This window comes from Micromonospora radicis (assembly GCF_003583405.1).
Lineage (GTDB): Bacteria > Actinomycetota > Actinomycetes > Mycobacteriales > Micromonosporaceae > Micromonospora > Micromonospora radicis.
This window is the reverse complement of record NZ_QXEC01000002.1, coordinates 434,916-459,151: the sequence shown is the minus strand read 5'-3', so window position 1 is coordinate 459,151 and position 24,236 is coordinate 434,916. Positions and strand designations below refer to the sequence as shown.

At 72.0% G+C, this 24,236-nt stretch carries 24 protein-coding genes; 12 read left to right on the top strand and 12 right to left on the bottom strand.

All coding sequences use genetic code 11. The features are described from left to right. The first annotated feature begins 114 nt into the window (after positions 1–114). The 6 genes from D2L64_RS04760 (at position 115) to D2L64_RS04735 (ending at position 7,024) form a co-directional block, all read left to right on the top strand. Positions 115–1,311: a thiolase family protein gene (locus D2L64_RS04760; protein WP_119573418.1), complete on the top strand. Its 1,197-nt coding sequence runs from the start codon at positions 115–117 to the stop codon at positions 1,309–1,311. Positions 1,312–1,414: 103 nt separating this feature from the next. Then, positions 1,415–3,481, top strand: coding sequence for a 3-hydroxyacyl-CoA dehydrogenase NAD-binding domain-containing protein (locus D2L64_RS04755; RefSeq protein ID WP_119573417.1), 2,067 nt, complete (start codon positions 1,415–1,417; stop codon positions 3,479–3,481). A gap of 210 nt (positions 3,482–3,691) precedes the next feature. Further along, positions 3,692–4,105 (top strand): hypothetical protein, encoded by a 414-nt coding sequence (locus tag D2L64_RS04750; RefSeq protein ID WP_199714399.1) that lies wholly within the window; start codon positions 3,692–3,694, stop codon positions 4,103–4,105. Between the two features lie 46 nt (positions 4,106–4,151). Next, a complete protein-coding gene (locus tag D2L64_RS04745; RefSeq protein ID WP_119573416.1) occupies positions 4,152–5,342 on the top strand; it encodes a low temperature requirement protein A in 1,191 nt (396 codons plus the stop codon). A 336-nt stretch (positions 5,343–5,678) separates the two neighbouring features. Further along, a complete protein-coding gene (locus D2L64_RS04740) occupies positions 5,679–6,584 on the top strand; it encodes a helix-turn-helix domain-containing protein (RefSeq protein WP_119573415.1) in 906 nt (301 codons plus the stop codon). A 149-nt stretch (positions 6,585–6,733) separates the two neighbouring features. Continuing rightward, positions 6,734–7,024: a hypothetical protein gene (locus D2L64_RS04735; RefSeq protein ID WP_119573414.1), complete on the top strand. Its 291-nt coding sequence runs from the start codon at positions 6,734–6,736 to the stop codon at positions 7,022–7,024. Here D2L64_RS04735 and D2L64_RS27030 read toward each other — a convergent pair. Then, positions 7,012–7,263: a hypothetical protein gene (locus D2L64_RS27030; protein WP_147376178.1), complete on the bottom strand. Its 252-nt coding sequence runs from the start codon at positions 7,261–7,263 to the stop codon at positions 7,012–7,014. The genes D2L64_RS04735 and D2L64_RS27030 overlap by 13 nt on opposite strands. A gap of 330 nt (positions 7,264–7,593) precedes the next feature. On the opposite strand from D2L64_RS27030, the gene D2L64_RS28450 reads away from it, so the two are divergent. Next, positions 7,594–7,872, top strand: a complete 279-nt coding sequence (locus D2L64_RS28450; RefSeq protein ID WP_119573413.1) for a DUF397 domain-containing protein — start codon at positions 7,594–7,596, stop codon at positions 7,870–7,872. On the opposite strand, the gene D2L64_RS04725 is transcribed toward D2L64_RS28450, so the two are convergent. After that, positions 7,859–8,053, bottom strand: coding sequence for a hypothetical protein (locus D2L64_RS04725; RefSeq protein ID WP_119573412.1), 195 nt, complete (start codon positions 8,051–8,053; stop codon positions 7,859–7,861). The two genes, D2L64_RS28450 and D2L64_RS04725, sit on opposite strands and share 14 nt — an antisense overlap. 82 nt (positions 8,054–8,135) lie before the next feature. Here D2L64_RS04725 and D2L64_RS28445 point away from each other — a divergent pair, with 82 nt between their 5' ends. Then, complete coding sequence (locus D2L64_RS28445; RefSeq protein WP_119573411.1) at positions 8,136–9,221, top strand: tetratricopeptide repeat protein; 1,086 nt, start codon at positions 8,136–8,138, stop codon at positions 9,219–9,221. A 41-nt stretch (positions 9,222–9,262) separates the two neighbouring features. Here D2L64_RS28445 and D2L64_RS04715 read toward each other — a convergent pair whose 3' ends face one another. The 4 genes from D2L64_RS04715 to D2L64_RS04700 are packed head-to-tail and all read right to left on the bottom strand — an operon-like array spanning position 9,263 to position 12,042. After that, positions 9,263–10,021: an SDR family NAD(P)-dependent oxidoreductase gene (locus D2L64_RS04715; RefSeq protein WP_119573410.1), complete on the bottom strand. Its 759-nt coding sequence runs from the start codon at positions 10,019–10,021 to the stop codon at positions 9,263–9,265. Next, complete coding sequence (locus tag D2L64_RS04710; protein WP_233558757.1) at positions 10,018–10,707, bottom strand: class I SAM-dependent methyltransferase; 690 nt, start codon at positions 10,705–10,707, stop codon at positions 10,018–10,020. The genes D2L64_RS04715 and D2L64_RS04710 overlap by 4 nt, the downstream gene beginning before the upstream one ends. Then, positions 10,704–11,699: an alpha/beta hydrolase gene (locus D2L64_RS04705; protein WP_119573409.1), complete on the bottom strand. Its 996-nt coding sequence runs from the start codon at positions 11,697–11,699 to the stop codon at positions 10,704–10,706. Before D2L64_RS04705 ends, D2L64_RS04710 begins: the two co-directional genes overlap by 4 nt. Before the next feature lie 37 nt (positions 11,700–11,736). Then, entirely contained in the window at positions 11,737–12,042 is a 306-nt protein-coding gene (locus tag D2L64_RS04700; protein WP_119573408.1) for a putative quinol monooxygenase, read from the bottom strand. Between the two features lie 311 nt (positions 12,043–12,353). On the opposite strand from D2L64_RS04700, the gene D2L64_RS04695 reads away from it, so the two are divergent. Beyond that, the gene (locus D2L64_RS04695) at positions 12,354–12,965 is read left to right on the top strand and encodes a ferritin-like domain-containing protein (RefSeq protein ID WP_119573407.1); all 612 of its coding nucleotides are present in this window, start codon (positions 12,354–12,356) and stop codon (positions 12,963–12,965) included. Here D2L64_RS04695 and D2L64_RS04690 read toward each other — a convergent pair. Further along, positions 12,934–15,678 (bottom strand): AAA family ATPase, encoded by a 2,745-nt coding sequence (locus tag D2L64_RS04690; RefSeq protein ID WP_119573406.1) that lies wholly within the window; start codon positions 15,676–15,678, stop codon positions 12,934–12,936. The genes D2L64_RS04695 and D2L64_RS04690 overlap by 32 nt on opposite strands. 196 nt (positions 15,679–15,874) lie before the next feature. On the opposite strand from D2L64_RS04690, the gene D2L64_RS04685 reads away from it, so the two are divergent. Then, the gene (locus D2L64_RS04685) at positions 15,875–16,768 is read left to right on the top strand and encodes an AraC family transcriptional regulator (RefSeq protein ID WP_119573405.1); all 894 of its coding nucleotides are present in this window, start codon (positions 15,875–15,877) and stop codon (positions 16,766–16,768) included. 21 nt (positions 16,769–16,789) lie between these two features. Here the strand turns inward: D2L64_RS04685 and D2L64_RS04680 are convergent, their stop codons facing one another. The 3 genes from D2L64_RS04680 to D2L64_RS04670 all read right to left on the bottom strand — a co-directional run bounded on the left by D2L64_RS04680 (position 16,790) and on the right by D2L64_RS04670 (position 19,151). Continuing rightward, entirely contained in the window at positions 16,790–17,191 is a 402-nt protein-coding gene (locus D2L64_RS04680; protein ID WP_119573404.1) for a VOC family protein, read from the bottom strand. A gap of 104 nt (positions 17,192–17,295) precedes the next feature. Further along, the gene (locus tag D2L64_RS04675; RefSeq protein WP_119573403.1) at positions 17,296–18,450 is read right to left on the bottom strand and encodes a sensor histidine kinase; all 1,155 of its coding nucleotides are present in this window, start codon (positions 18,448–18,450) and stop codon (positions 17,296–17,298) included. Positions 18,451–18,482: 32 nt separating this feature from the next. Continuing rightward, the gene (locus tag D2L64_RS04670; RefSeq protein WP_119573402.1) at positions 18,483–19,151 is read right to left on the bottom strand and encodes a response regulator transcription factor; all 669 of its coding nucleotides are present in this window, start codon (positions 19,149–19,151) and stop codon (positions 18,483–18,485) included. Between the two features lie 134 nt (positions 19,152–19,285). Between D2L64_RS04670 and D2L64_RS04665 the strand changes: the two genes are divergently transcribed. Then, positions 19,286–20,536: a peptidase C39 family protein gene (locus tag D2L64_RS04665; RefSeq protein WP_233558756.1), complete on the top strand. Its 1,251-nt coding sequence runs from the start codon at positions 19,286–19,288 to the stop codon at positions 20,534–20,536. A 9-nt stretch (positions 20,537–20,545) separates the two neighbouring features. On the opposite strand, the gene D2L64_RS04660 is transcribed toward D2L64_RS04665, so the two are convergent. Continuing rightward, positions 20,546–21,868 (bottom strand): outer membrane protein assembly factor BamB family protein, encoded by a 1,323-nt coding sequence (locus D2L64_RS04660; RefSeq protein ID WP_119573400.1) that lies wholly within the window; start codon positions 21,866–21,868, stop codon positions 20,546–20,548. Positions 21,869–21,950: 82 nt separating this feature from the next. Between D2L64_RS04660 and D2L64_RS04655 the strand changes: the two genes are divergently transcribed. Beyond that, positions 21,951–23,798 (top strand): hypothetical protein, encoded by a 1,848-nt coding sequence (locus D2L64_RS04655; RefSeq protein ID WP_119573399.1) that lies wholly within the window; start codon positions 21,951–21,953, stop codon positions 23,796–23,798. 54 nt (positions 23,799–23,852) lie between these two features. Here D2L64_RS04655 and D2L64_RS04650 read toward each other — a convergent pair whose 3' ends face one another. Further along, positions 23,853–24,230 (bottom strand): AtzH-like domain-containing protein, encoded by a 378-nt coding sequence (locus tag D2L64_RS04650; RefSeq protein WP_119573398.1) that lies wholly within the window; start codon positions 24,228–24,230, stop codon positions 23,853–23,855. Between the last annotated feature and the right edge of the window lie 6 nt (positions 24,231–24,236).

Here is a 24,236-nt window from a genome sequence, read left to right as displayed (position 1 = left end):
CCGGGCGGGGCCGGGCGGGGGTGGTGTGGTGTGGGCCACAGGGCGGAGCGGGGGCGGGGATTGTTACTGGCGGGTAATGTTCGGGGAAACGCCAGTGCCGGCTAGGAGGCTCCAGTGCCCCGTGAAGTTCGGGATGTCGTCTTCGTCGACGGCGTCCGTACCCCGTTCGGCAAGGCGGGTGGCATGTACGCCAACACCCGCGCCGACGACCTGGTGATCCGATGCATCCGTGAACTGCTGCGCCGCAACCCACAGCTGCCGCCGGAGCGGGTCGAGGAGGTGGCCATCGCGGCCACCACCCAGATCGGCGACCAGGGGCTGACCATCGGCCGTACCGCCGCGCTGCTGTCGGGTCTGCCCAAGACGGTGCCCGGTTTCGCCATCGACCGGATGTGCGCCGGCGCGATGACCGCGGTGACCACCGTCGCCAGCGGGATCGCCGTGGGCGCGTACGACGTGGCGATCGCCGGTGGTGTCGAGCACATGGGCCGGCACCCGATGGGCGAGGGCGTCGACCCGAACCCGCGCATCGTGGCGGAGAAGTTGGTCGACCCATCCGCGCTGGTGATGGGCTCCACGGCGGAGAACCTGCACGACCGGGTTCCGCACATCACCAAGGAGCGCACCGACGCGTTCGCGCTCGCCTCGCAGCAGAAGACCGCGAAGGCGTACGCGAACGGAAAGTTCCAGGACGACCTGGTGCCGGTGGCGATCCGCGACCCGGAGACCGGCTGGGGTCTGGCCACTGTGGACGAGGCGCCCCGGGACACCTCGATGGAGAAGCTCGCCACCCTCAAGACCCCGTTCCGCCCGCACGGCAAGGTCACCGCCGGCAACGCGGCCGGCCTGAACGACGGCGCGACCGCCAGCCTGCTGGTGGCCGAGGACGTCGCCCGCGAGTTGGGGCTGCCGGTCGCCATGCGGCTGGTGTCGTACGGCTTCGTCGGCGTCGAGCCCGAGGTGATGGGCATCGGCCCGATCCCGTCGACGGAGAAGGCGCTGCGCATCGCCAGCCTGACCATCGACGACATCGGCCTGTTCGAGCTGAACGAGGCGTTCGCCGTGCAGGTGCTCGCCTTCCTCGACCACTTCGGCATCGCCGACGACGACCCCCGGGTCAACCAGTGGGGCGGCGCGATCGCCATCGGCCACCCGCTCGCCTCCTCCGGCGTACGCCTGATGACCCAGCTCGCCCGGCAGTTCGCCGAACACCCGGAGGTCCGCTACGGCCTCACCGCGATGTGTATCGGCATCGGCATGGGCGGCACGGTCATCTGGGAGAACCCGCACTGGGAGGGTGGAGACAGGTGAGCGCGAGGAGTGAACTTGCGAGCCCCGCAGTCGGGAACGGAGGGGACAGGTGAGCGCGAGGAGTGAGCTTGCGAGCCCCGCAGTCGGGAACAAAGGAGACTCAGTGAGCCTCGCGGCACCCAACGAGGTGGTCACCAGGGCGCTGCTGCGCCAGGTGAACGTGCCGGGGCTGGACCGTCCGGCCGCCCTGATCACCCTCGACAACGGATTCGACCACACCAAGCCGAACACCTTCGGTCCGGGCGGCCTGACCAGCCTGGACGAGGCGATCAGCGCTGCCCTGGCCGCCGACCCGGCGTTCATCGCGGTCACCGGCAAGCCGTACATCTTCTGTGTCGGCGCGGACATCACCAGTCTGCCGCTGCTCGCCGACCGGGCGCAGGCGCTGGAGATCGGCCGCCTCGGCCACCGGGTCTTCGCCCGGCTCAAGGACAGCCCGGTCCCGACCTTCGCCTTCGTCAACGGCGCGGCGATGGGCGGTGGCCTGGAGCTGGCGCTGCACTGCCACTACCGGACGCTCTCCGGCGGCGCGGCGGCGCTGGCGCTGCCCGAGGTCTCGCTCGGCCTGATCCCCGGTTGGGGCGGCACCCAGCTGCTGCCGAACCTGATCGGCATCCCGGCGGCGACCCAGGTGATCATCCAGAACCCGCTGATGCAGAACAAGATGCTCAAGCCGAAGCAGGCCGCCGAGCTGGGCATCGCCGACGTGCTGCTGGAGCCGGCCGACTTCCTGGAGCGGTCGCTGGAGTGGGCTGCCGGGGTGGTACGCGGCGAGGTCACCGTCACCCGGCCCGAGGTCGACAGGGACATGTGGGCGGGCGTGCTCTACTTCGCCCGGCAGACGCTGGACCAGCGGCTGCACGGTGCGGTGCCGGCCGCGTACCGGGCGCTGGACCTGCTGGAGACGGCGAAGGACGCCGACTTCGCCACCGGCACCGCCGCCGAGGACGAGGCCCTGGCCGACCTGGTCTTCTCCGAGGAACTGCGCAGCGGTCTGTACGCCTTCGACCTGGTGCAGCGGCGGGCCAAGCGACCGGCCGGCGCACCGGACAAGGGCCTGGCCCGGCCGGTGACGAAGGTCGGCATCGTCGGCGCCGGCCTGATGGCCAGCCAGCTCGCGCTGCTGTTCGCCCGCCGCCTACAGGTGCCGGTGGTGCTGACCGACCTGGACCAGGCCCGCGTCGACTCCGGTGTCGGTTACGTGCACACCCAGATCGAGAAGGCCGTCAGCAGGGGCCGGATGGACAAGGGCACCGCCGCCAAGCTGTACGGCCTGGTCAGCGGCTCGGTCGACAAGAGCGCGTTCGCCGATGCCGACTTCGTCATCGAGGCGGTCTTCGAGGACCTGGACGTCAAGAAGCAGGTCTGGGCCGAACTGGAGAAGATCGTCAAGCCGGAGGCGGTGCTCGCCACCAACACCAGCTCGCTGTCGATCACGGCGATGGCCGCGGACCTGACGCATCCCGAGCGGGTGGTGGGCTTCCACTTCTTCAACCCGGTGGCGGTGCTGCCGCTGCTGGAGATCGTCAGCGGCGAGCGCACCGACGACGCCACGCTGGCCACCGCGTTCGCGGTCGGCAAACAGCTGAAGAAGTCGAGTGTGCTGGTGAAGGACGCTCCGGCGTTCGTGGTCAACCGGCTGCTGACCCGGTTTCTCGGCACCGTCTTCGCGGCCGTCGACGCGGGTACCCCGCTGGACGTGGCGAACCGGGCGCTGGACCCGTTGGGCCTGCCGATGCGTCCGCTCGCCCTGCTCCAGCTGGTCGGCCCGGCCGTGGCGTACCACGTGGGCGGCACCCTGCACGCGGCGTACCCGGACCGGTACGGGGTCAGCGAGAACCTCAAGCGGATCGCCGACTCCGGCCAGCCGATCGTCGTCGACGACGAGATCAACGCCGAGGTGGCGAAGCTGCTGGTGGTCGGCGACCAACCGCTCACCGAGGAGCAGGTACGCCGCAACGCGCTGGACGCCCTTGCCGAGGAGATCCGGTTGATGCTCGACGAGGGTGTCGTCGCCGAGGCCCAGGACATCGACCTGTGCATGATCCTCGGAGCGGGTTGGCCGTTCCACCTGGGTGGTGTCACGCCGTACCTGGACCGGACCGGCACCAGCGAGCGGGTCACCGGCCAACGCTTCCTGCGCCGCGGGGTGGCCAGCCTGGCCGGCTGAGCCCGCCCCCGCAGACGGAACCGCGGTGGCCACCCCAGGAGGGTGGTCACCGCGGTTCCGTCTGCGGGCAACCCGTTCGCCGTTCCGCCGCAACGCTCCAGCATGGGCACCACGGCGGTACGCCATCCTCCGTGGTGGAGGTCGGCACCGGCAAGGGAACGGCGGACGACTTCGTCGTCGCCCCCGCTTCGGGCCTGGCGAGGCGTGCCGGTGGCGGCGCCGGCCGTACTGGTCTGGCCGTGGGTCGCCCAGATCCGGCTGGCGCCGTACTCCTACGCCTGGATCGACAATCTCGGCCGGCGCTCTCCCCGGCGGTCGGGTTTCCCGAACCCCCGGGTGGGAGAGGCGTTCACCACCGCCGGTGGGCGCAGGCACGGTCGGATCCTCTCCATCGAGCCCGGCGTACAACTGACCGGGATGATCATGAACGCCTACCTGCCCTACGTGCTGGTGGTGCCCGACGGCAACTGCTCACCCTCAAACAACTCGCCGAACGCGACGCGGGGCGCGGCTAGCACCCCCGCGAGCGCGACGGCCCGGACGGCCGGGGTCGCGGGTGGTCACCCGTTCGGACGACCACGACGGTCACCTCGGGCGCTATGGCGTACGCCCCGGTCGGTGTGACGCCGAATGCCACCGCCGGGGCAGGCGGGCCGATGAGGATGGTGCGATGCAGCCGATCTTCCGGTCGCGCCTGGTGATGACCACGGAGACCCACCGGACCACCCTGTACGAGATCTTCTTCGATCTGGTCTTCGTCTTCGCCTTCATCCGGGTCACCGAGTTCATGAGCGAGCGGCCCACACCTCGGACCCTGGCCCAGGGACTCGTCGTCCTGCTACTGCTCTGGATCTGCTGGCTGGTCTACTCCTGGCTGGGCAACCAGGCCCGGATCGACATCGGGGTGATCCGGGCCGGCACCACCGTCGCGATGGCGGCCGTCTTCCTCGTCGCCCTGGTCGTCCCCGACGCGTGGCAGTCCGGTCCCGGCATGTTGACGCCGCGACTGATCCTGGTGCTGGCCTACATCGTCCTGCGGACGGTCCACCTGGTGCTGTACCACTGGGCCGCGGAGGGTGACCGGCGGCTGCGGAGAACGGTCCACATCTACGCGGTCACCACCGCGCTGGCCTGGATCCCGCTCGTCCTCGGTGCTGTGCTCGAAGGCTTCGCCCAGTTGGTGCTCTGGACCGCGGCGCTCGCCGTCGACCTGGCCGGTGGCCTGATCGCCTCGATCTTCAGCGGGTGGGCGGTGCGCAGTCCGGGCCACTTCGCCGAGCGGCACAGCCTGGTGTTGATCATCGCACTCGGCGAGTCGCTGATCTCGGTCGGCGCGGGGATCGGCGCACAGATGATCCAGGGGCCGATCCTGCTGGCCGCGATGTTCACCCTCACCGGCACCGTGTGCCTGTACGGGCTGTACGCCCAGAACGCCGCAGCCGCGGGGCAGGTGTTGACGGCGGAGTCCGGCCAGCGCCGCGGGCGGATCGCCGGCAACGCCTACAGCCTGGCCCACTTCCCGATGATCGCCGGGATCATCTATCACTCGCTCGGCGTGGAGCAGGTCCTCGAACGAATGGCTGTCGAGCAGCCCGGCCACCCCGACGAGCTGCGGTTGAGCTGGACCGCCGCCGTGGCCCTGGTCGGCGGGGTGGCGCTGTTCCTCGCCGGCCGGGCGGCGTTCCTCGGCTTCAGCGTCCGGTCGGTGACCATCGTGCAACTCCTCGCCCCGGTCGCGGTTCTGCTGCTCCTGCCCGCCGCCCGGTTCCTGCCGGGCCTGGCCGCCCTCGGGCTGCTCATCGCGTTCGTGATCGCCCTGACCGGCTACGAGACGTTCCACCGGCGGCGCGCCGACGGCTGACTCTCCGTCCGGCGACGCGCCGGGAAAGCGGATTCGAAGCAGTTTCCTGTGAATTCACTGACAACGACCGCGACGCCCGCGTTCGAATACCCGGCGGAGTGGAACGAACACGATACGAACGCGTCGGTTGCGCTCCGTGATTTGTACGTGACCCAGCGGTTCACGCAGACCGCCCAGCCGGCTCCTTACCCACGTCGACCGACCCCGCAAACGTGCAGGTGACATCGATCACAGCATATGCAGCCCAGATAGTCGTTCTGCATATTCGCAGTAACGTGAGGGGAGTTGACCTCGCTGGAGAGCCAGGCAAATCACTCACGGTAACGGACGGATGACATGACGAATCTAGTGGAAGCGCCGGCCTATCAACGCAGGAGGCTCAGTCGTCGTCTCACGCGTACGCGCCGGACGACGGGCTTCACCCAGCAGCAGGTCGCCGCCGAGTTGCACTGGTCCCAGTCCAAGGTGACCCGGATCGAGAGCGGCGAGGTCGGGGTTTCCCACACCGATCTGCTCGCCCTTCTGTCGCTCTACCGGATCTCGGACGACAGCACCGTCCGGGAGTTCACCAGAATTGCGGACATCGCCCGACGCCCGAGCCTCCCCCAGATGAGCAACGTCCATTCCAAGGCTTTCCGCGAGTATCTGGAGAACGAACAGATCGCACAGGCCCTGCACTCCTTCGAACCGTGCTACGTACCCGGCCTCCTACAGACAGAGAAATACCGGACCGCCGTACTCCGGAACGCCTACCAGTTATCGTCCCTCAACGGTGAGGAACAGGCCGAGGTGGAGCGACGGATCGCGCAGAAGGTCGAGGTGATGAGATGGCGCCAGCGACTCCTGACCAGCAAGGGCACCCTGACCAAGGCGAACTTCGTCGTGGACGAGGCGGCCATTCGGCGGGTGGTCGGTGCCGAGGTCGGTGACACCAGCGTCATGCGGGAGCAACTCGAACGACTCAAGGTGGCGCTGAAGAGCCCGAAGGTCGATTTCCGAGTGATCCCCTTCAGCAGCGGCGCACACCTCGGAATGGGACAGTCCTCGTACGTCCTCCTGGAGTTCTCCAACGTCGACGATCCGCCGGTGATCTACGAGGAGAACGCCACCGGCGAACTCACCACCCGGGAGGACGAGGACCGCATCAAGATCGTCGAATCGTCGTTCGAGAGTCTCCAGTCCCGCGCCGTCACCGGCACCGACCTCAAGCGCCTGCTGGACGACGCACTCGCCGCCCTGTAGACCCCAACCCGACGCCGGCACCCAGCAGCCAGGCGGCTCCGAACCAGACCTAAGGAGGTTGACCATGGCCAGCTCATCCGCGCTCATGACGAGGTACGGCTCGTGGCTCACCGCCCGGTCTGGGACCGACCGACGAGCGGTGGCGCCTCGTGGCCGAGTCTGACCGCGACCTGCCGTTCCGGAAGACCACTCAGCAGCCCGTGTCGGACCAGCCGGGCCTGACGTGGTTGGGGCTTCTCCGCGAGGTCCTCCGCGACCACGAGATGCTCGTCAGCGCCATGGCCCTGCTCGCCATGATCACCTGCCTCGTCGGCGTGTTCTGGATGGTTGTTGCGGCCAGCACGCTCGGATTCGCAATTTCCGTTCCGGGCGCCATCGCCCTGCTCGGCTTGACCCTCGCCAGGTCGCACCGCAAGAAGCGCAGGGGCTATCGACGATGACGTCTCCGCGCAGCCGAGATGGCTGACAGAACAGGATCGGCGAGAACACCGGCGACGCCGCCGACGACAAGCATCATGACGACGAGCGTCGCCATTCTCGCGGTTCCACTGTCGGGGAACAGCAGGTCGCCGAGCCCTTTTCCGGCCGACACGGCGATCACCCCCGTACCGGCCGCGTAGACGGCCAGCCGAACCGGCGATGTCGGTTCATCGTCGTCGGACGGGCGGGAGTCGCGCATGCCTCGGCGACACTCGTCCCGAAACGGCGCCGGGCGCACACGCGCCGGCCTGTCCACGAAACCACCGCCGGGCACCGCCACCTCCTCGCGCGACCCGCCTGCTTCCGATTGCGCACTGGTCAGGCGACCACGGCGAGATCAACCGGAAAGCAGCATACTCGTGTCCTGTTCTTGGATACCCACCTCGGAAGAACATCGGTCTCTTCGGACAGGCTAGCCTGCACATCGAAAACTATCTACACTCTGGATCGCCGCACGATCGGGCCCGCTCATCGCCCCAGCGACCGTGGCGAGACGTCGGCCGCCGACGGAGGAGGAACGTTGGGCGACATGCCTACGCCCGTGTCGTGGCGCAAGAGTTCCCGCAGTTGCCAAGGAAACTGCGTGGAGGTCGCGAGCGCGAAGGCCGCCGTACTCGTTCGGGACAGCAAGGATCCCGACGGTCCGGCACTACGGATCAGCCGGCCCGCGTGGCACGCGTTCCTCACCGGGGTACCAGCCCACGGCGGCGTCCGACGGGACGCGCCCGCCCGGCCCCCGACGGGACCGGGCGGACGACCGGACGAGAGCGCCCGTGGACGGGTTGCCGCGCTGGTCAGCCTCGGCTGACGGCACACCGCCGGAGCCACTGACGAGCCGACCGGTACACCCGCAGGGCCACCGGTACCGCGGTGGCCAGGAACCCCACGAGCGCCGACAGGAACTTGAGGGCGGCGGTGGCGGACGGCAGCCAGATCGGAGCCGGCGCGGGATCCACCGTGAGGAGCCAGTGAATGAAGATGACGGCCATTGGCTTGGCACCTTTCCGTGGTCTCGGTCCCGCAGGTAGCGCGGATCGAGATCCAAGTTGAGGCTGTCCCGATCACCCAGCAATGGGGGTGGACGAACACGGCCGTAAATGGTCACGTCGGACCAGTCGAAAGACATTCTGCGGCCGTCCCGAGCCGGGTCCGAGTCGCCAACGAGACACTGTGCGGCCGTCCCGGGACAGGTCGGCACCGTCTACTGTCGTCGGGACACGCCACCGGACAGCACGGTACGACAACTGCGGGGATCTCATGAGCAGCGACTCCGTGTTCGCGGAATCGACCGGGCCGGTCACCGCGCGCGCCAGACTCCGGCAACTACTGAACGAACTGGTGACCGAATCCGGCAGATCCGTACGGCAGATTGCGGATGACAACCGATCCGCCGGCGCGGGACTGTCCCGGTCGACCATCAGCCGCCATCTCTCCGGTGACGGCCACATCCCACGAGGGTTCGTCGTGGCTCTCGCCACCGCCTGCGCCGCCTCGACGGAGGAGACGGCGGCGCTGCTCGACGTGTGGCGGCAGGCCAACCACGGCAACGCCAGGGCAGCGCGACCGGTGCCGGTCCAACGGTCGGATGCCGAAGCCGTCGGCTCGGCGCCACCGGCGGACCCGGCTCACCTCGTGACTCTCGAGGAGATGGTCCGCGTCGCCGCCTCGCTCGACGAGGCGAACGGCGGCCTGCACGCGGCGCGAAGACTCTACGAGCGGGTACGCGTCGCCCGGTCCGCCCTGCTCGGCGCCGACGCCCCCGCGACCCTGGCGGCCGCCCACAACCTCGGCACGGTGTTGGCCCAGCTGGGCGAGGCGCGGTCGGCCGGCGTGGTCCTGTCCGAGACCTACGAGGCACGTCGTCGGACCCTCGGTGAAGTCGAGCCCGCGACGCTGGCCACGCTGGAGAACCTGGCGACCGCCAACGCGGATCTGGGCGAGTTCGTGGCCGCGATCGAGCTTCTCGAGCGGGCGCTCGCCGCCCGCCGACCCGAGACCAGCCCCGGCCACGCCGGGTACGCCTACACCGCCGAGCGGCTGCTGGACGTCCTGGAGCGCGCCGGTGACCGGAACCGGATGCGGGAGGTCGTGAAGGAGCTGGAATCGGTTCGACGAGACGACGATCCGGGCACGGCCGGCGACCGGCACCGTCGCTGAGACAGGGCCGGTGCCGGCTCGGGGTCACCGGCCGCGGCTGGTCAGAGGTTGTAGCCGCCGGAGACCTCGATGTCCTGCGCCGTGATCCACCGGCACTCCTCGGCGAGGAGGGTCGCGATGACCATGCCGATGTCGTCGGGTTCGCCGAGTCGGCCGAGGGCGGTCCTCGCCGCTATCGCCGGGATCGCCTCCGGATGGCGCTCGAAGGCGTTGCCGGCGATCCGGGTGCGGGTGGCGCCGGGCGAGACGGAGTTCACCCGGATGCCCCGGGTGCTGAGTTCCTTGGCCAGGTAGCGGGTCAACACCACCAGCCCACCCTTCATGCTGCCGTACGCGGAGTAGCCGGGTTCCATGCCGGAGCGCCGGGCCGCGTTGCTCGTGGTGTTGACGATCGCGCCGCCGTCGACGAGCAGCGGCAACAACGTCTGGGTCAGGAAGAACGGCGCCTTGAGCAGCACCCGCACGAGCGTGTCGAAGATGTCCTCGGTGGTGTCCTCGAACAACGCCAGCCGACTGGATCCGGCGTTGTTGACCAGGAAGTCGAAGGTGTCCCGCTGCCACGTGTCGCGCAGTGCCGCCTCGACCGCCGCGCGGAAGGCCGGGAAGGCCGCGCTGTCGCCGAGGTCGAGTGGCAGCGCGACGGCCCGGCCGCCGTCGCCGTCGATGGCGGCAACCGTCTCCAGGGCGCCGTCCCGGTTGCCGTGGTAGGTCAGGATCACGCCGGCCCCACGCCGAGCGAGGTGGACCGCGGCGCTTCGGCCGATCCCGGAGCTGGCGCCGCTGACAATCGCGATCTTCATGGTCGACCCACCCGTTCGTTCGTCGGACCCGTCGGCGCGGTGGCCGGGCGGGGGTGGCGGCAGTAGTAGACGAAGGCCGGCGGCAGGTTGGCCCAGACCGTCCGGCCGGGCACCACCTCCGCGAAGCGGGCCCGCAACAGACGCCGCAGCCGGCGGGCCGGCGGGGTCCACCGCGTGTGCGCGTACGCGAAGGTGGTGAACACGCCGTGCGTGGCGAGGCCGGCGGTCACCGCGTCGAGCAGGTCGTCCTGCCGGTCCGGAGCGAACGCGGCCCAGGGCAGGCCGCTCACGATCGCGTCCGCGCGGTCGTGGCCGCGTTGGGTCAGGATGTCCCGCAGGCCGCGCGCGTCGGCCACGGCGAGGTCCACCCGGGGGTAGCGGGCGGCCAGCCGCTCGGCGAACCGGGCGTTGATCTCGACGGCCAGGTGCCGCCCGCCGGCGGTGAGCCGCCGCTGGATCGCCGCCGTGAACGCCCCGGTGCCGGGGCCGAGTTCCACCACCAGTGGCGCGCCGTCGCGGGGCACGGTCGCGGTGACCGCCTCGGACAGCGGTCGGCCGCTGGGGGTGAGGGCGGCGACGGTGAACGGGGCGCGGAGGAACTCGCGCAGGAACGCGGCCCGGTCGTCGTGGCCGGCCCGCGTCGACGGGGCGGTCGGGTCGGCGGGGGCGGCGGCGAACGCGGTCACGGCGCACTCGTCGTGACGGCGCGACGCTCGTCGGCGCGGAGCGAGGTCAGCACCCGGGTGAGCCAGTTGTTGCGGGTACGACGGGCCGCCGTGGCGACGCGGGTACCGGGGAACAGGGCGTCGAAGCCGTGGCAGCCGCCGGCCCAGACGTGCAGCTCCGCCTGACCGCCAGCGGCCCAGATCCGGCTGGCGTAGGCGACGTCCTCGTCGCGGAACACCTCCGCCGTACCGGCGTCGATGTAGGTGGTCGGCAGGTTGGCGAGGTCCTCGGCGGTAGCGGGCGAGACGTAGGCGGGCACCTCGGAGTCCGGCAGGTCGCCGAGGACCGACCGCCAGCCGAACTCGTTCATCTCACGGGTCCAGACCCCCGGTTCACCCGAGTACTGACGGCTCGACGTGGTGTCGTTGCGGTGGTCGAGCATCGGGCAGATCAACACCTGGGCGGCGATCGGCGGGGTGCCGCGGTCGCGGGCCAGCAGCGTGACACCGGCGGCCAGGCCACCACCGGCGCTGATCCCGGCGACGATCAGGCGGTTCGGGTCGACGCCCAGCCCGGCGGCGTGTTCGGCGGTCCAGAGCAGGCCCTGGTAGCAGTCCTCGACCAGCGTGGTGCCGGTGGCCTCCGGCGCCAGCCGATAGTCCGCGCTGACCACGACCGCACCGAAGCGGTTGAGCCACTCCAGCGGGATGTCGATCTGCGAGAAGCGGTCCCCCATCACCATCCCGCCGCCGTGCAGCCAGTAGACGCACGGCGCCCCGGTGGATTCCGTCCGTTCCGGGCTGAAGATCGACAACGGGATCCGGCCCCCGTCGGCCCGGGCCACGGTGACCTCGCGCCGTTGCACGGCACGCCCGTCGAGAAGGCCCTCGACCGGGGGCGCGGGAAGCTGTCGGAGCTGCGCGAGCAGTTCGGTGCTGAGCTGGGACGACAGGGGCAGGTCGGCGAGCAGCGTACGCAGCTCGGGATCGATGTCGGGTCGGGCGAGTCTCATGGTCGGCTCCTGCGCTCTCGATGGGTACGGTGGCGGTTCAGAACGACGGCTTGCCGCCGACGGGTACCGCGTCGGTGTAGTGCGACTCGCCGGCCAGCAGCGGCTGGAGCCGCGCGACGAACGCCTGTGCCGGATCGGCGGCGAAGAACCTGGCGTGCGCCTCCCGGCTGGTCCATCCCTCGGCGACCGAGACCACGTCGGGGTCGGTGCCGGAGCGGCTGACCAGGAAGACGACACAGTCGTCGTCGGGCAGGGAGGGCGCGTCGAGCAGCAGGGCGACCAGTTCGTCACCCCGGCCCGGCCGGGCGGTCATGACGGCGTGGAAACCGTGATGGACGATCATGGCGTACCTCTTCTCGTTCCTGACGCATCCGGCCGGGAGGCCGGATCGGCGTACTGACGGGCTCCACTCTTCGGCCTGGCCGGGCCGCGCTCATCAGTCATCTGTCTGCGGCTTCCCGGGGTGCCACGGACGACGACCTAGCGTCCCGGGCCGATCGGCGGCGGACCCCACCCGGCGACCGGCCGGGTTCGCCGGCCCGCAGGCGCCGGGTACGGGCCCGACCCGGGCGTGGGCCGGGGCAGCGGCACCCCGGACGGGCGTTAGGTCGTTTGACAGATGTACGGCGGTGGCCGGCGCCCGACCATCGAGGCATGACGAAGCCAGCCGGGCGGGAAGACGCCGGACCGCCGCCACCCGTGGTACGCACGCGGGAGTTGCGCGACCGGGCGCTGTTCGACCTGGACGACGGGCCGGTCACCCCGTCCAACCGGGCCGACCTGCCGGCCCTGGCGGAACTGCTGAACGTCCTGCTGGCGAGCCTGGTCGTGGCGTCGCTGCAACACGACCAGCACGCGCTGCTGGTCGGCGCGCCGGCCGACCGACCCGTCGCGGAGTTCCTGCACGCCTGTGCGGACCGGGACCGCGCGGGCGCACGGCTGCTGGCGGCCCGGATCCGGCAGCTCGGGTACCACGCCGACCTCGATCCACAGCACCTGACCGGCCGCTCCCGGGTGGCGTTCCAGACGTTCCCCGACGGCGACCTCGCCGGCATCCTGACCCAGAACCTGATCGGGGCGCGGATTCTCGTCCAGACCCTGCAGGAGGCGGTGCGCTGGGTCGGCGACGACGATCCCACCACCCGCCGGCTGCTGGAGGGACTACTGGCGGAGAAGGAGGCCCAGGCCGCCAACCTGAGCGCCCCGTGCTCCGCCGTCCCCCGGCCCCGCCCGGCTACCCGGGATCGGTCGTCAGCGCGTCCCTGAGCCCGGCGCGCGAGGCGACACCGAGCTTGGGGAAGATCCGGTACAGGTGTGCGCCGACGGTCCGGTGCGACAGATACAGGCGCTCGGCGATCTGTTTGTTGGTCAGACCGCTCGCCGCCAACTGCGCGATCTGCGACTCCTGGGCGGTCAGGGCGGACGGCCCGTCCGAGGGTACGTCCGCGAGTCGGTACTTGGCGGCGCGCAGCTCGGCGTGGGTGCGTTCCAGCCACGGTGTGGCGGCCATGGCCGCGAATCCGTCCCGGGCGGCGAGCAGGTGCCGCCGGGCCTGCGACGCCGACCTGCCGCGGCGCAGCTTCTCGCCGAGGGCGAGCCGGATCCGGGACACCTCGAACAACCACCGCTGTGTCGCCGGGTCGGCCAGCAGCTCCGTCAACCGGTCCGTCGCCGCGTCGTCGTCTCCGACGAGCGCCTCCGCACCCGCCACGAGCAGCGCCATCCGGGTCGACAGCGCGGCGACGCCAGCCGATCGCATCGCCGCGACGTGGGCGCTGGCCTCGACCGTGCGCCCGGTCCGCACCGCCGCCTCCACCAGATCGAACATCACCCAGGTGCAGTGCGGCAGGTGGGAGGCGAGCACACCGGGTGGGCTCAGCGCGGCGGCGTGCCGGAAGGCGGCGTCCCAGTCGCCCTGGCCGAGAGCGGCCAGGGTGCGCGGATGGTGGGCGAAGGACACCGCCGCCGAGACGCCGCGGGGAAGCGCCCAGTGGCTCATCTCGTCGGCGAGGGCGTACGCCTCGTCGAAGCGTCCCCGGCCGGCAGCGATGATCGCCCGGTTGTACCGGAAGTACCAGGCGAAGAACGAGAAGCCACTCGCCGCGCAGATCCGCTGCCCCTCCCGCGCGAGCTCCTCGGCCTCGTCCCAGCGGCCGACGAGATAGTCGTCCAGGCACAGGTGCATCAGGGCGCCGAGGTGCCGCCGGGGTGGTCCACCGTCCCGGCCGTGCCGCACCAGCCGCCAGGAGGACTCGCGGCAGTCGGCGAGGCGGTCCAGGTAGACCGACGCCGTGCCGATCCGCACGATCCGGGACAGGTCGGTCTCGTCCGGCAGCGCGGCGAGAATCGCATCGGCCTGGGGCAGCGCCGCCACCGCGGTGCGTACCGGGTCGGGAAACGTCCGGCCGGCCAGGGCCAGGACGTCGGGTGGCCGGGGTCGGAGCCGGCCGAGGAGCCGGTAGAACGGCTCCCAGTACGCGGGCGTGCCGCCGTACCAGCAGAGCAGCAGCAGGGTGTGCATGGCCTCGATGAGCGCGGGATCCTCGGCCCGGTAGCCGTGGTCGCCGGTCTCGATGGCGCCGACGAGGAGCCGGTGTGCGGTGTTGACGTCACCGTCGCCGTTGAGCATCAGGAACGCGGCCGCGTTGGCCGCGTGCAGGCTGCCCGTGTCGTCCGGCGCCGCCCGCCGCGCGTCGGTCAGCAACGTCTTCGCGTCGTCGACGGCGCCGCTGGCCTCGACGCCGATGTACGCGGCCTCGGCGAGGCGCCGGGCCCGGTCGGCGCTGGTCACGCTGAGTTCCCCGGCCCGGACCAGCGCGGCGACCGCGGCGAACGCGTCCCCGCGCAGCATGACGCGATGCGCCGCCATCTCCAGCAGCTGCGCCACCGTCTCGTCCGGCCCCACGGCGGCTGCCGCCAGGTGCCAGGCACGACGTTCCTGGTCGCCGTGGAGCGCGCCGGCGAGGGCGACGTGCGCACCGCGGCGCTCCTCGTGGGTGGACATCGCCACGATCGCCGACCGGATCAGCGGATGCCGGAACGCGATCCGCGCGGTGGCGTCGTCCACCCGTACGAGCTGCGCCCGTTCCGCCGGGGCGAGCGCGGCGAGCCCGGGCTGGTCGTCACCGGCGGCGCGCAGGATCCGGATGTCGCCGGTGCCCTCGAAGGTGGCCAGCAGCAACAGCCGGCGGGTCGGTTCGGGCAGCTCGGCGATGCGGGCGGCGAACATCGCCTGCAGCCGGTCGCTGAGCGGCACCACCTCCGCCCGCCCGGCGGTGCGCCCGACGGCCCCCACCAGCGTCGCCGGCAGCTCCATCAGAGCCAGCGGATTGCCCTGGGCGAGATCCAGCAGCCGCTGCCGGATCCGCGGCGTCAACTGCGGGAAGGTGGCGTCGACCAGGCGTCCGGCGGCCTCGTCGTCGAGCGGCGGGACGACGATCTCGGCCAGTCCCCGGGGGTCGAGCAGACTCGCCGTACCCGTCCTGGCCGAGGCCAGCAGGCCGGCCCGGCAACCGTCGAGGCGGCGGGCGATGAAGCTGAGCACGATCGCGCTCGCCCGGTCGACCCACTGGACGTCGTCCACCAGCAGGACCACCGGCACCTCGGTGGCGACCGCCTTGACCAGCATCAACGCGGCGTTGCAGACCAGCAGCGCGTCCGGTGGCGGGCCGGCCCGGAAGCCGAGCGCCACCGCCAGCGCCTCCCGGGGCCCGGGTGGCAGGCGCTCCAGGTCGGCGTGGACCGGCAGGAGCAGCTGGTTGAGGCACGAGTAGCTGACGTCGGCCTCGAACTCCGAACCGGAGGCCCGCAGCAGCCGCAGCTGGGCCGCCAGCGCGAGGTGCGCGGTGGCGGCGATCAGGGCCGACTTGCCCACCCCGGGCTCACCCCAGAGCAGCCGCGCGTCGCCCCGCTCGGACAGCCGGGTGACAAAGTCGGAGAGCTGCGCAAGCTCGGCGTGACGGCCGACGAGTTCGGTCAACGCGGCTCCTCAGACACGGCCAGCCTCCCGGAGACATATCGAACCAGGCGCAGTGCCCGGACGCGTTGCCCAGAAGTCGCAAACTCTGGCGTGATCCTGCCCGATCCGGCCGGTACGCGGATCGGGCCGGCAGTGGCCCGGCAACGACCGGCACCGGTGGGCGTCGCCCGGCGGCCGTGCCGGTTTAATCGCAGGCATGGCCCTCGACGAGCTGTGCCGCCTGCTGACCCGCCACGCCCGGCCCGATCTGACCACCACGATCGACGACGTGCTGATCATCAGGGCCGACCGGCCGTACCCGCCGACGCCGACGATCTACGGCCGGGTGCTGGCCTTGGTGACCCAGGGCACCAAACGACTGGCCCTGGGTGACCGCGTGTACCAGTACCGTGCCGGAGAGTATCTCGTGACCTCCGTCGACCTGCCGGTGAGCAGCCACTTCACCGAGGCCAGCCCGGAGCTTCCCGGCCTCGGTGTCGGACTGAACCTCGACCCGGCCACGGTGGCCGACCTGCTGTTGCAGCTCGCCCCCGGCGACCTGCCGGCGGTCGGCGACGAGATGCCGGCCGGGCTCGCCGTCAGTACCGCCTCCGGCGAACTCCTCGACGCCGTCCTGCGGCTGGTCCGCCTGCTCGACCAGCCGCGCGACATCCCGGTACTCGCGCCACTGGTCAAACGCGAGATCCTCTGGCGGCTGCTCACCGGCGACCAGGGCGCGCTGGTCCGCCAGCTCGGTCTGCCCGACAGCAACCTCAGCCACATCGCCCGTGCGGTGCGCTGGATCCGCGAGAACTACCCGCAGCGGTTCCTCGTCGAGGAGGTGGCACAGCAGGCGGGGATGAGCGTGTCGGCGTTCCACCGCAACTTCCAGGCGGTCACCGCGATGAGCCCGATCCAGTTCCAGAAACAGATCCGGCTCCAGCACGCCCGCCTGCAACTGGCCGCGGACGGCAACGACATCGCCGCCGTCGGCCGGCGGGTCGGCTACGGCAGCCTCTCCCAGTTCAGCCGCGAGTACCGGCGCCAGTTCGGCGCGCCACCGAGCCAGGACGCCGTACGCCTGCGGCGCGCGGGGCAGCCGGTGTCCTGACCGGTGGGCGCACCAGCGGTCTCAGGACTGCCCGGCCGCCTCGGCCCGCTCCGCCGCGCCGCGTTCCACGCAGAGTTCGTTGCCCTCCGGGTCGGCGAGCACCACCCAGCCGGTGCCGTCCGGCCGGCGTTGGTCGGCGACCAGCGACGCGCCCAGGCCGAGCAGCCGCTCGACCTCCTCGTCCCGGGTCCGGTCGGTCGGCTTCAGGTCCAGGTGCACCCGGTTCTTCGCCGTCTTGCCCTCCGGTACCCGCTGGAAGAGCAGGCCGCCATCGGCGTCGTCCGGGCCCGAGAACAACGCGCACTCCTCCTCGCCCGGCTTGTTGTCCGGGTCGTGGCGCATCCCGGTCGCCTCGGCCCAGAAGGTCGCCATGGCGTACGGGTCGGCGCAGTCGAAGTCGATCCAGTGGACTGTCGAAGTCATGGGCCCAACCTCTCACGCTGATCAAGCGATTATCCCGCCCCGTGGAGTGGCCCGACGGCCGTCGCGGGAGTGGGATGGGCGGTGGCCGGGCGACCGCCGTCGGGTCACCTGGCGGCGTCCGCCGTCGGCACGGCGTCGGCCGCCGGGAGGGTCACCGTCACCTCCAGGCCGCCGCCGGGCTGCGCCACCACGGTCACCGTGCCGCCGTGCGCATCGCAGACCGCCCGGACGATCGACAGACCGAGTCCCGACCCACGCGCCCCGGTCCGCTCCCGGCCACCGCGGCGGAACGGCTCGAACAGCCCCGGCACGTCGGCCGGGTCGACCTCGAAGCCGGTGTTCCCCACCACCAGCCACGACTGGTGGCCGTCCGAGCCGGTCCGCACCCAGAGCCGGCCGTGCAGATGGTTGTAGCGGACCGCGTTCTCGATCAGGTTGCCGGCCAGCCGGTCCAGCAGACCCGGATCGCCGACCACCGGCGCCGGCTCCAGCGAGGTCCGCACGTCCAGCTTGATCCGCTCGACCTCCCGCCGTACCGCGGACAACGCGTTGAGGGTGCCGGCGGCGAGGTCGCACTCGGTACGCCGGCCGAGTCGCCGCCCCGCCTGCGCCTCGCTGCGGGCCAGCACCAGCAGCGCGTCAACCAGGCCGTTGGCCCGCTCGGAGGCGTCCCGGACCACGGTCGCCATCCGGCGGTACTCGCCGGTGTCCGCCTCGTCGTCGGAGAGCGTCACGTCGATCTCGGTACGCATCACCGCCAGCGGCGTACGCAGCTCGTGCGAGGCGTTGGCGACGAACCGCTTCTGCGCCTCGAACGCGGCGGCGATCCGGTCCAGCATCTCGTCGAAGGTGTCCGCCAGCTCGGCCACCTCGTCGTCCGCCCCGGAGTAGCAGATCCGCTGGTCCAGCGTGGTCTCGCCGAGCCGGCGCGCGGTCGCGGTGACCTGGTGCAGCGGTCGCAGCGCCCGGCCGGCGACCGCGTACGCCCCGACCACGCCGACCGTGCCGATCGCCAGCAGCGCGGCCAGCCCCTTGGCCAGCAGTTCCCCGGAGGCCGAGTCGACCAGCTGCCGTTGCCAGGTGGCGGCGTCCAGCGAACGCCCGTCGGCCAGCAGCACCGTGGTGCCGGGCAGCAGCTCGTCGGTGGGCCGCAACGCGTCGCGGACCAGCAACCAGGCCAGCAGCACCAGGATCGCCCCGGCACCGACCAGCAGCACCCCGTTGAGCAGGGTCAGCCGCAGCCGCAGGGTGGGTCGCATACGGAGGCTGAGCCGGCGGCGTGCCGGGCCCGTCACGCCGACACCTCGGCCGTCCGGTAGCCGGCACCCACCACGGTCTCGATCAGCGGCGGGTCGCCGAGCTTGCGCCGCAGGGTCATCACGGTGACCCGGACGATCGTGGTGAACGGGTCGGTGTTGGCGTCCCAGACCCGTTCCAACAGTTCCTCGCTGGACACCACGGCGCCGCGGGCCTTGAGCAGCTCGCAGAGCACCCCGAACTCCTTGTTGGTCAGCTCCACCGCCACCCCGCCCCGGGTGGCCGTGCGGCGGGCCGGGTCGACGACGAGGTCGGCCAGTTCGAGCACCGGCGGGGCCGCCGGGGTGGCCCGCCGGCCCAGCGCCTGCACCCGGGCGACCAGTTCGTCGAAGGCGAACGGTTTGGGCAGGTAGTCGTCGGCGCCGAGCTGCAAGCCCTCGACCCGGTCGGCGACCGTACCGCTGGCGGTGAGCATCAGTACCCGGGTCAGCGCGCCCGAGGCGGCCAGCTCGGCACAGATCTGGTCACCGTGCATGCCGGGCAGGTCACGGTCGAGCACCACCACGTCGTAGCGGGTGACGAAGGCCATCTCGTGGCCGCTGTCGCCGTCGTACGCCACGTCCACCGCCATCCCACGCTTACGCAGGCCACGCGCGATCGCGTCGGCGAGGTTGCGCTCGTCCTCGACCACCAGTACCCGCATGCCCAGCCCCTTCCCGGCGACGACAACTCGTCAACCTAGCGCCGGTGGCCAAGCCGACGGGCACGCCGGTGCGGTGTTGCCGGAAACCTTCGACCTGCACGATGCTGCCGGCAGGAAGCGACGGAGGGTGGGACGTGACGGCAGCGGCTCGGGACATCGTGTACCGGGGATTCCGGTTCCCCACCGACGGCGCCGCCGGCCGCCGGTTCGGGCTGCGGGTGGCCCGCCGCGGGCTGGCACCGGGCGGCGTCGTCCGGCGACTGGTGCACCCCGACCCGGCGGGCCACCTCCGCCGCTACGAGTGGGGCACCTGGACGTCGCCGCCGGTGCCGGCCGGATTCGCGGTACGCGAGGTGGTGCCCTCCTGGACCGCGGACGCCCCGGCCGGCTGCTGGCTGCGGGCCGAGCTGCGCGGCTGGCACGCCAGCGGCCCGGCGACCCGCTGGTACGCGCTCGGCGACTGGACCGCAGACGACAGCGCGGTACGGCGCACCTCGGTGCCCGGCCAGCGGGACGCCGCCGCCCGGGTGGAGACCGACACGCTGGTGGTCGGCGCGGCGACGGTGACCGGCTGGCAGCTGCGACTGACGCTGCTCCGCCCGGCGGGGGCCCGCGCCGGCCCGGTGCTGCGCACGGCCGGCGCGGTGGCCAGCGGCGACCCGGTCACCCCGACCGGCACCAACCCGCCCGGCGCGGACCAGGCCGGCGCGGACCAGGCCGGCGCGACCGGCGAGGGCGACCCGGTGGCCCCGAGCACCCGGCCGGGGCCGGCGACCGGCCGGGTACTGGACGTGCCGTGCTGGTCCCAGCGCCGGCACACCGGCACCCACCGGTGGCTGGGTGGCGGTGGGGACGGCTGGTGCAGCCCCACGTCGGCGGCGATGGTGCTGGCCTACTGGGGCGCCTCACCCGTCCCACGGCGGTACGCCTGGGTCCGCCCGCCCGGACCCCGGCCGGCGGTGGTGCACGCCGCCCGGCAGTGCTACGACCACGCCTACGACGGGACCGGGAACTGGTCGTTCACCACCGCGTACGCGGGGTCGCAGGGGATGGACGCCTTCGTGACCCGACTCCGGTCGCTGGCCGAGGCGGAGGCGTTCGTGGCCGCCGGCATCCCGCTGGTGCTCTCCGCCGCGTACCGGCGGGGAGAGGTGCCCGGACTCGACTACGACACCACCGGGCACCTGCTGGTGCTGGTCGGCTTCACCGCCACCGGTGACCCGATCGTCAACGACCCGTACGCGCCGGACGACGAGACGGTACGCCGGGTCGTGCCACGGGCCCCGTTCGAGCACGCCTGGCAGGTCGCCAGCGGCGGCCTGACGTACGTGATCCGGCCGCCCGACCGGCCGCTGCCGACCCGCCCGGCGCAGCCGAACTGGTAGCGCCCCCGCTCACTCCGGCAGCTGCCACACGCCGAACCCGCCGTCGTGGCGGCGGCAGCCGATCAGGCCGTCGCGGCTCTGGCAGCCGCCGGCCGCGCCGGCCAGCACGTCGAGCCGGCGCGGCTGTGCCTGCGCCGGGTCGAGCCGGGCCAGCACGAGGCCCACCTCGGGGATCGTGTGCACCCCGTACAGCTCCTGCTCCTGCTCGTAGGAGGCGACCGAGGCCCAGGCGGCGTAGTCGGTCAGCACCGCGCCGGTGGCCGAGTCGAGCAGCACCAGTTCCCGGCCGGGGCTGCCGCGTAGCTGTGCCAGGCCGCGGGCGCCCGTGACGCGCAGCAGTTCGGCGTCCACGTCGGTGCGCCACCGGAGCGCGCCGGTGGCCGGGTCGAGGACGTGCGTGCCGCCACCGCCGGCCTGGACACAGAGCAGCTCCCCGCACCGGGTCACCTGTTCGGCCAGCGGCAGGGTGGTCTGCCAGCGCCGCACCAACCCGTCGATGCCGTACGCGGTGACGACCCGCGAGTTGCTGACCACCAGCACCAGGTCTCCGACCAGCGACGACTGCTGGTAGGCGGACGGATGGGCGGCGCTTCGGGGCAGCCGGTGCCGAACCTCGCCGGTGGTCGCGTCGAGCACGTCGACGTCACCGGCGTTGGTGGACAGCACGATGGCGTCGATCACCCCGTCCCGCCAGTGGTGCTGCAACCAGCCCGGCGGCGAGGTGGTCGACCACAGCTCGCGACCGTCGGCCAGGTCGACCGCGCGCAGCGTCATCGGTTCCTCGAAGCCGAACGTCTGCAGCAGTACCCGGCCCGACGGGTCGGGCGTACCGAACCCGACGGTCCGCCACCGTTCCTGCCCGGTACGCACGTCCAGCAACACGGTCTGGCTGTCGCCGCCGGTATTCCCTGGCGGCACCATGGCGAGCAGCACGCCGTCACCGGCGACGGTCTCCACCCGGTAGAAGCGGTGCCCGGGCGGCACCGGGATCCGCCACAGTGCGGTCAGCTGCCGCGGTGCGACGGTGGCCCGGGTCGGCCGGGGGTAGGCGGCGAGTTCCTGCGTGCCGTCGGTCACCCGGGGCGCCGGGGTGATGGTGAAGATGTACTCCTCGGCGAGGAACAACTCCGACCCCAGAGCGGCCGGCACCGTCGCGTGCACCCGCGTGCCGGGCGGCGCGGCACCGGCCAGCGCCACCAGCGCGGCCACCGTCACCAACCCGATCGACCACCACCGGCCGGCGGCCCGACGCCGCAACCCGGCCGGGCGCCGCCGCGCCGTCGGCTCGGTTGTGGTCGGCCCGGACAGGTCACCGAGGTCGATCAGCGTCACGCTCGTCCTCCCCGCCGCGCGCCACACGCGGCCCCTCACGGCCGTCGGGGATCCCCGGCGCCCGCCTGTACGATGGCCCGTCGTGGCTGTGCCGGTGGTAGATCCCTCGCTGAATCCCGTCTCCCCGACCGTCGAGGCGGAAGCGGAAACACGGCGTCCCCGACGCCGGCCGCACCGGGCCGACGTGCTGGTCATCGGAGCCTACGTGCTGCTCGGTGTCGTCGTCTGCCTCAACTACTGGGTGGACGTGAACAACCGCGTCTCGTCCCACCTGCCCACCGACCACAGCTGGTTCGAGTGGCTCTTCTCGCACGGTGCGTACTCGGTGCGCAACCTGGAGAACCCGCTGTTCAGTACGCAGCAGAACGCCCCCGACGGGGTGAACATGATGGCCAACACCTCGCTGCTCGGGGTGACCCTGCCGTTGGCGCCCCTCACCTGGCTGCTCGGCCCGCAGGTGGTGTACGCGCTGTACCTCGGTGGTGCGCTGGCCGCGACCGCCGGCACCGCGTACTGGATGCTGTCGCGGCACCTGGTGCGCTCGCGGGCCGCGGCCTTCGTCGGCGGCGGCTTCCTCGGGTTCGCCCCCGGCATCGTGCACCACGCCAACGGGCAGCCCAACTTCGTCTCCAACTTCCTGCTCCCGCTGATCGTGGTGCGGGTGTTCCGGTTGGCCGAGCCGGGCCGGTGGCGGCGCAACGGGCTGGTGCTGGGCCTGCTGGTGGCGTACCAGATCTTCATCAACGAGGAGATGCTGCTGCTCACGGCGATGGCCTGCCTGGTCATCGTGATCGCGTACGCGGTCATGCGGCCACGTGCGGCGCGGGAACGGGCCGGCACCTTCGCCGCCGGGTTGGGCCTCGGCGGCGGCCTGGCCCTGCTGCTGACCGCCTACCCGATCTGGTTCCAGTTCAACGGCCCGCAGTCCTACCGCGGCTTGCAGGGCGGGGTGTTCCACAGTTGGGGCGAGGACGTCGTCGCCTTCGTCACCTTCCCCCGCGACACCATCGCCGGCAACGAGGCGGTGGAGGCGACCATCGGGCTGACCGAGCAGAACACCTGGTTCGGCTGGCCGCTGGTGCTGCTGTCGGTGGTGGCCCTGGCGTTGCTGGTCCGCCGGTCGCTGGTGGCCCGGATCCTCGCCGTACTGGTGGTGCTCTTCTCCGTCGCCGCGCTCGGTCCGGAGATCCGGTTCAACGGCGCGCTGACCGGGATCCCCGGCCCGTGGTCGTACATCCCGGAGGACCTGCCGCTGGTCGAGATGATGATGCCGACCCGGCTGACCCTGGTGACCACCGCCGCGCTCGGCGTACTGCTCGCCCTGGCCTGGGACGCGGTCGCCGGCAACGGCCGCCCGCCGGTGCCGGCGCCGCGTACCCCCGAGCCCGCCGCCGAACGCCGGTGGTCGCGCTGGCGGCGGCCGATCGGGTACGTCGCCGTCGCGGCGGCCGTGGTACCGCTGATCCCCACCCCGCTGCCGGCCGAGCCGGTCGACCCGCCGCCGGCCTTCATCACCTCCGGCGCCTGGCAGCCGTACGTGCCGGACGGCCACACGCTGGTGCCGGTGCCCATCCCGAGCAACGTGCACGGTCTGTCCACGTTGCGCTGGAGCGCGCTGACCCAGCACCAGTTCCCGATCCCGGCCGGCTACTTCATCGGCCCCAACCTCGACGGCGAGGGTGTCTTCGGCGCACCGAACCGGCCCACCAGCACCCTGATCTACCGCAGCATGGACGCCGGTGCGCTGCCCGAACTGACCGACGAGAACCGCCGGCAGGCGGTGGAGGACCTCCGCTTCTGGCGGGCCTCGGTGGTGGTACTCGGCGCCCATCCCAAGGAGGCGGTGCTGCGTGAGCTGATGACCGCCCTGCTCGGTGAGCCGCAGCGGGTCGACGACGTGTGGCTCTGGGACGTACGCGACCGGGTCTGACCGGTGGTCGGGTTCGCCGCCGCGGCGGCGAACCCGACCCTCCCGGGCGGCGCCTCAGCCGGCGACCGTCGAGACGTGGGCGGTGACGATCCGCCAGCCGACCGGCAGGCGTACCCAGGTCTGGGTCTGCCGGCCGCTGACGGGGTCACCGGGGTAGCCGAACCGGACGGTGACCACCGCGAGGTCGGGGCCGAAGGTGCTGACCACCGGGTCGACCAACCGGCGGCCCGGCGGCAGCGGCGGTTGCGCCCAGCGCCACTTGCGCTGCGCGTCGAGGCCGTACTGGTGGTCGGCGACGCCGAAGCGCACCGTCCGGTCGGAATCCCAGAAGTAGTCGCAGATCCGGTCGGCGTCCCCGTCGACCAGGGCCTGCTCGTAGCCCGTGAAGGCCGCGGTCACCTCGGCGACCACGTCCGGCCGGTCGATCTCCATGCGGTA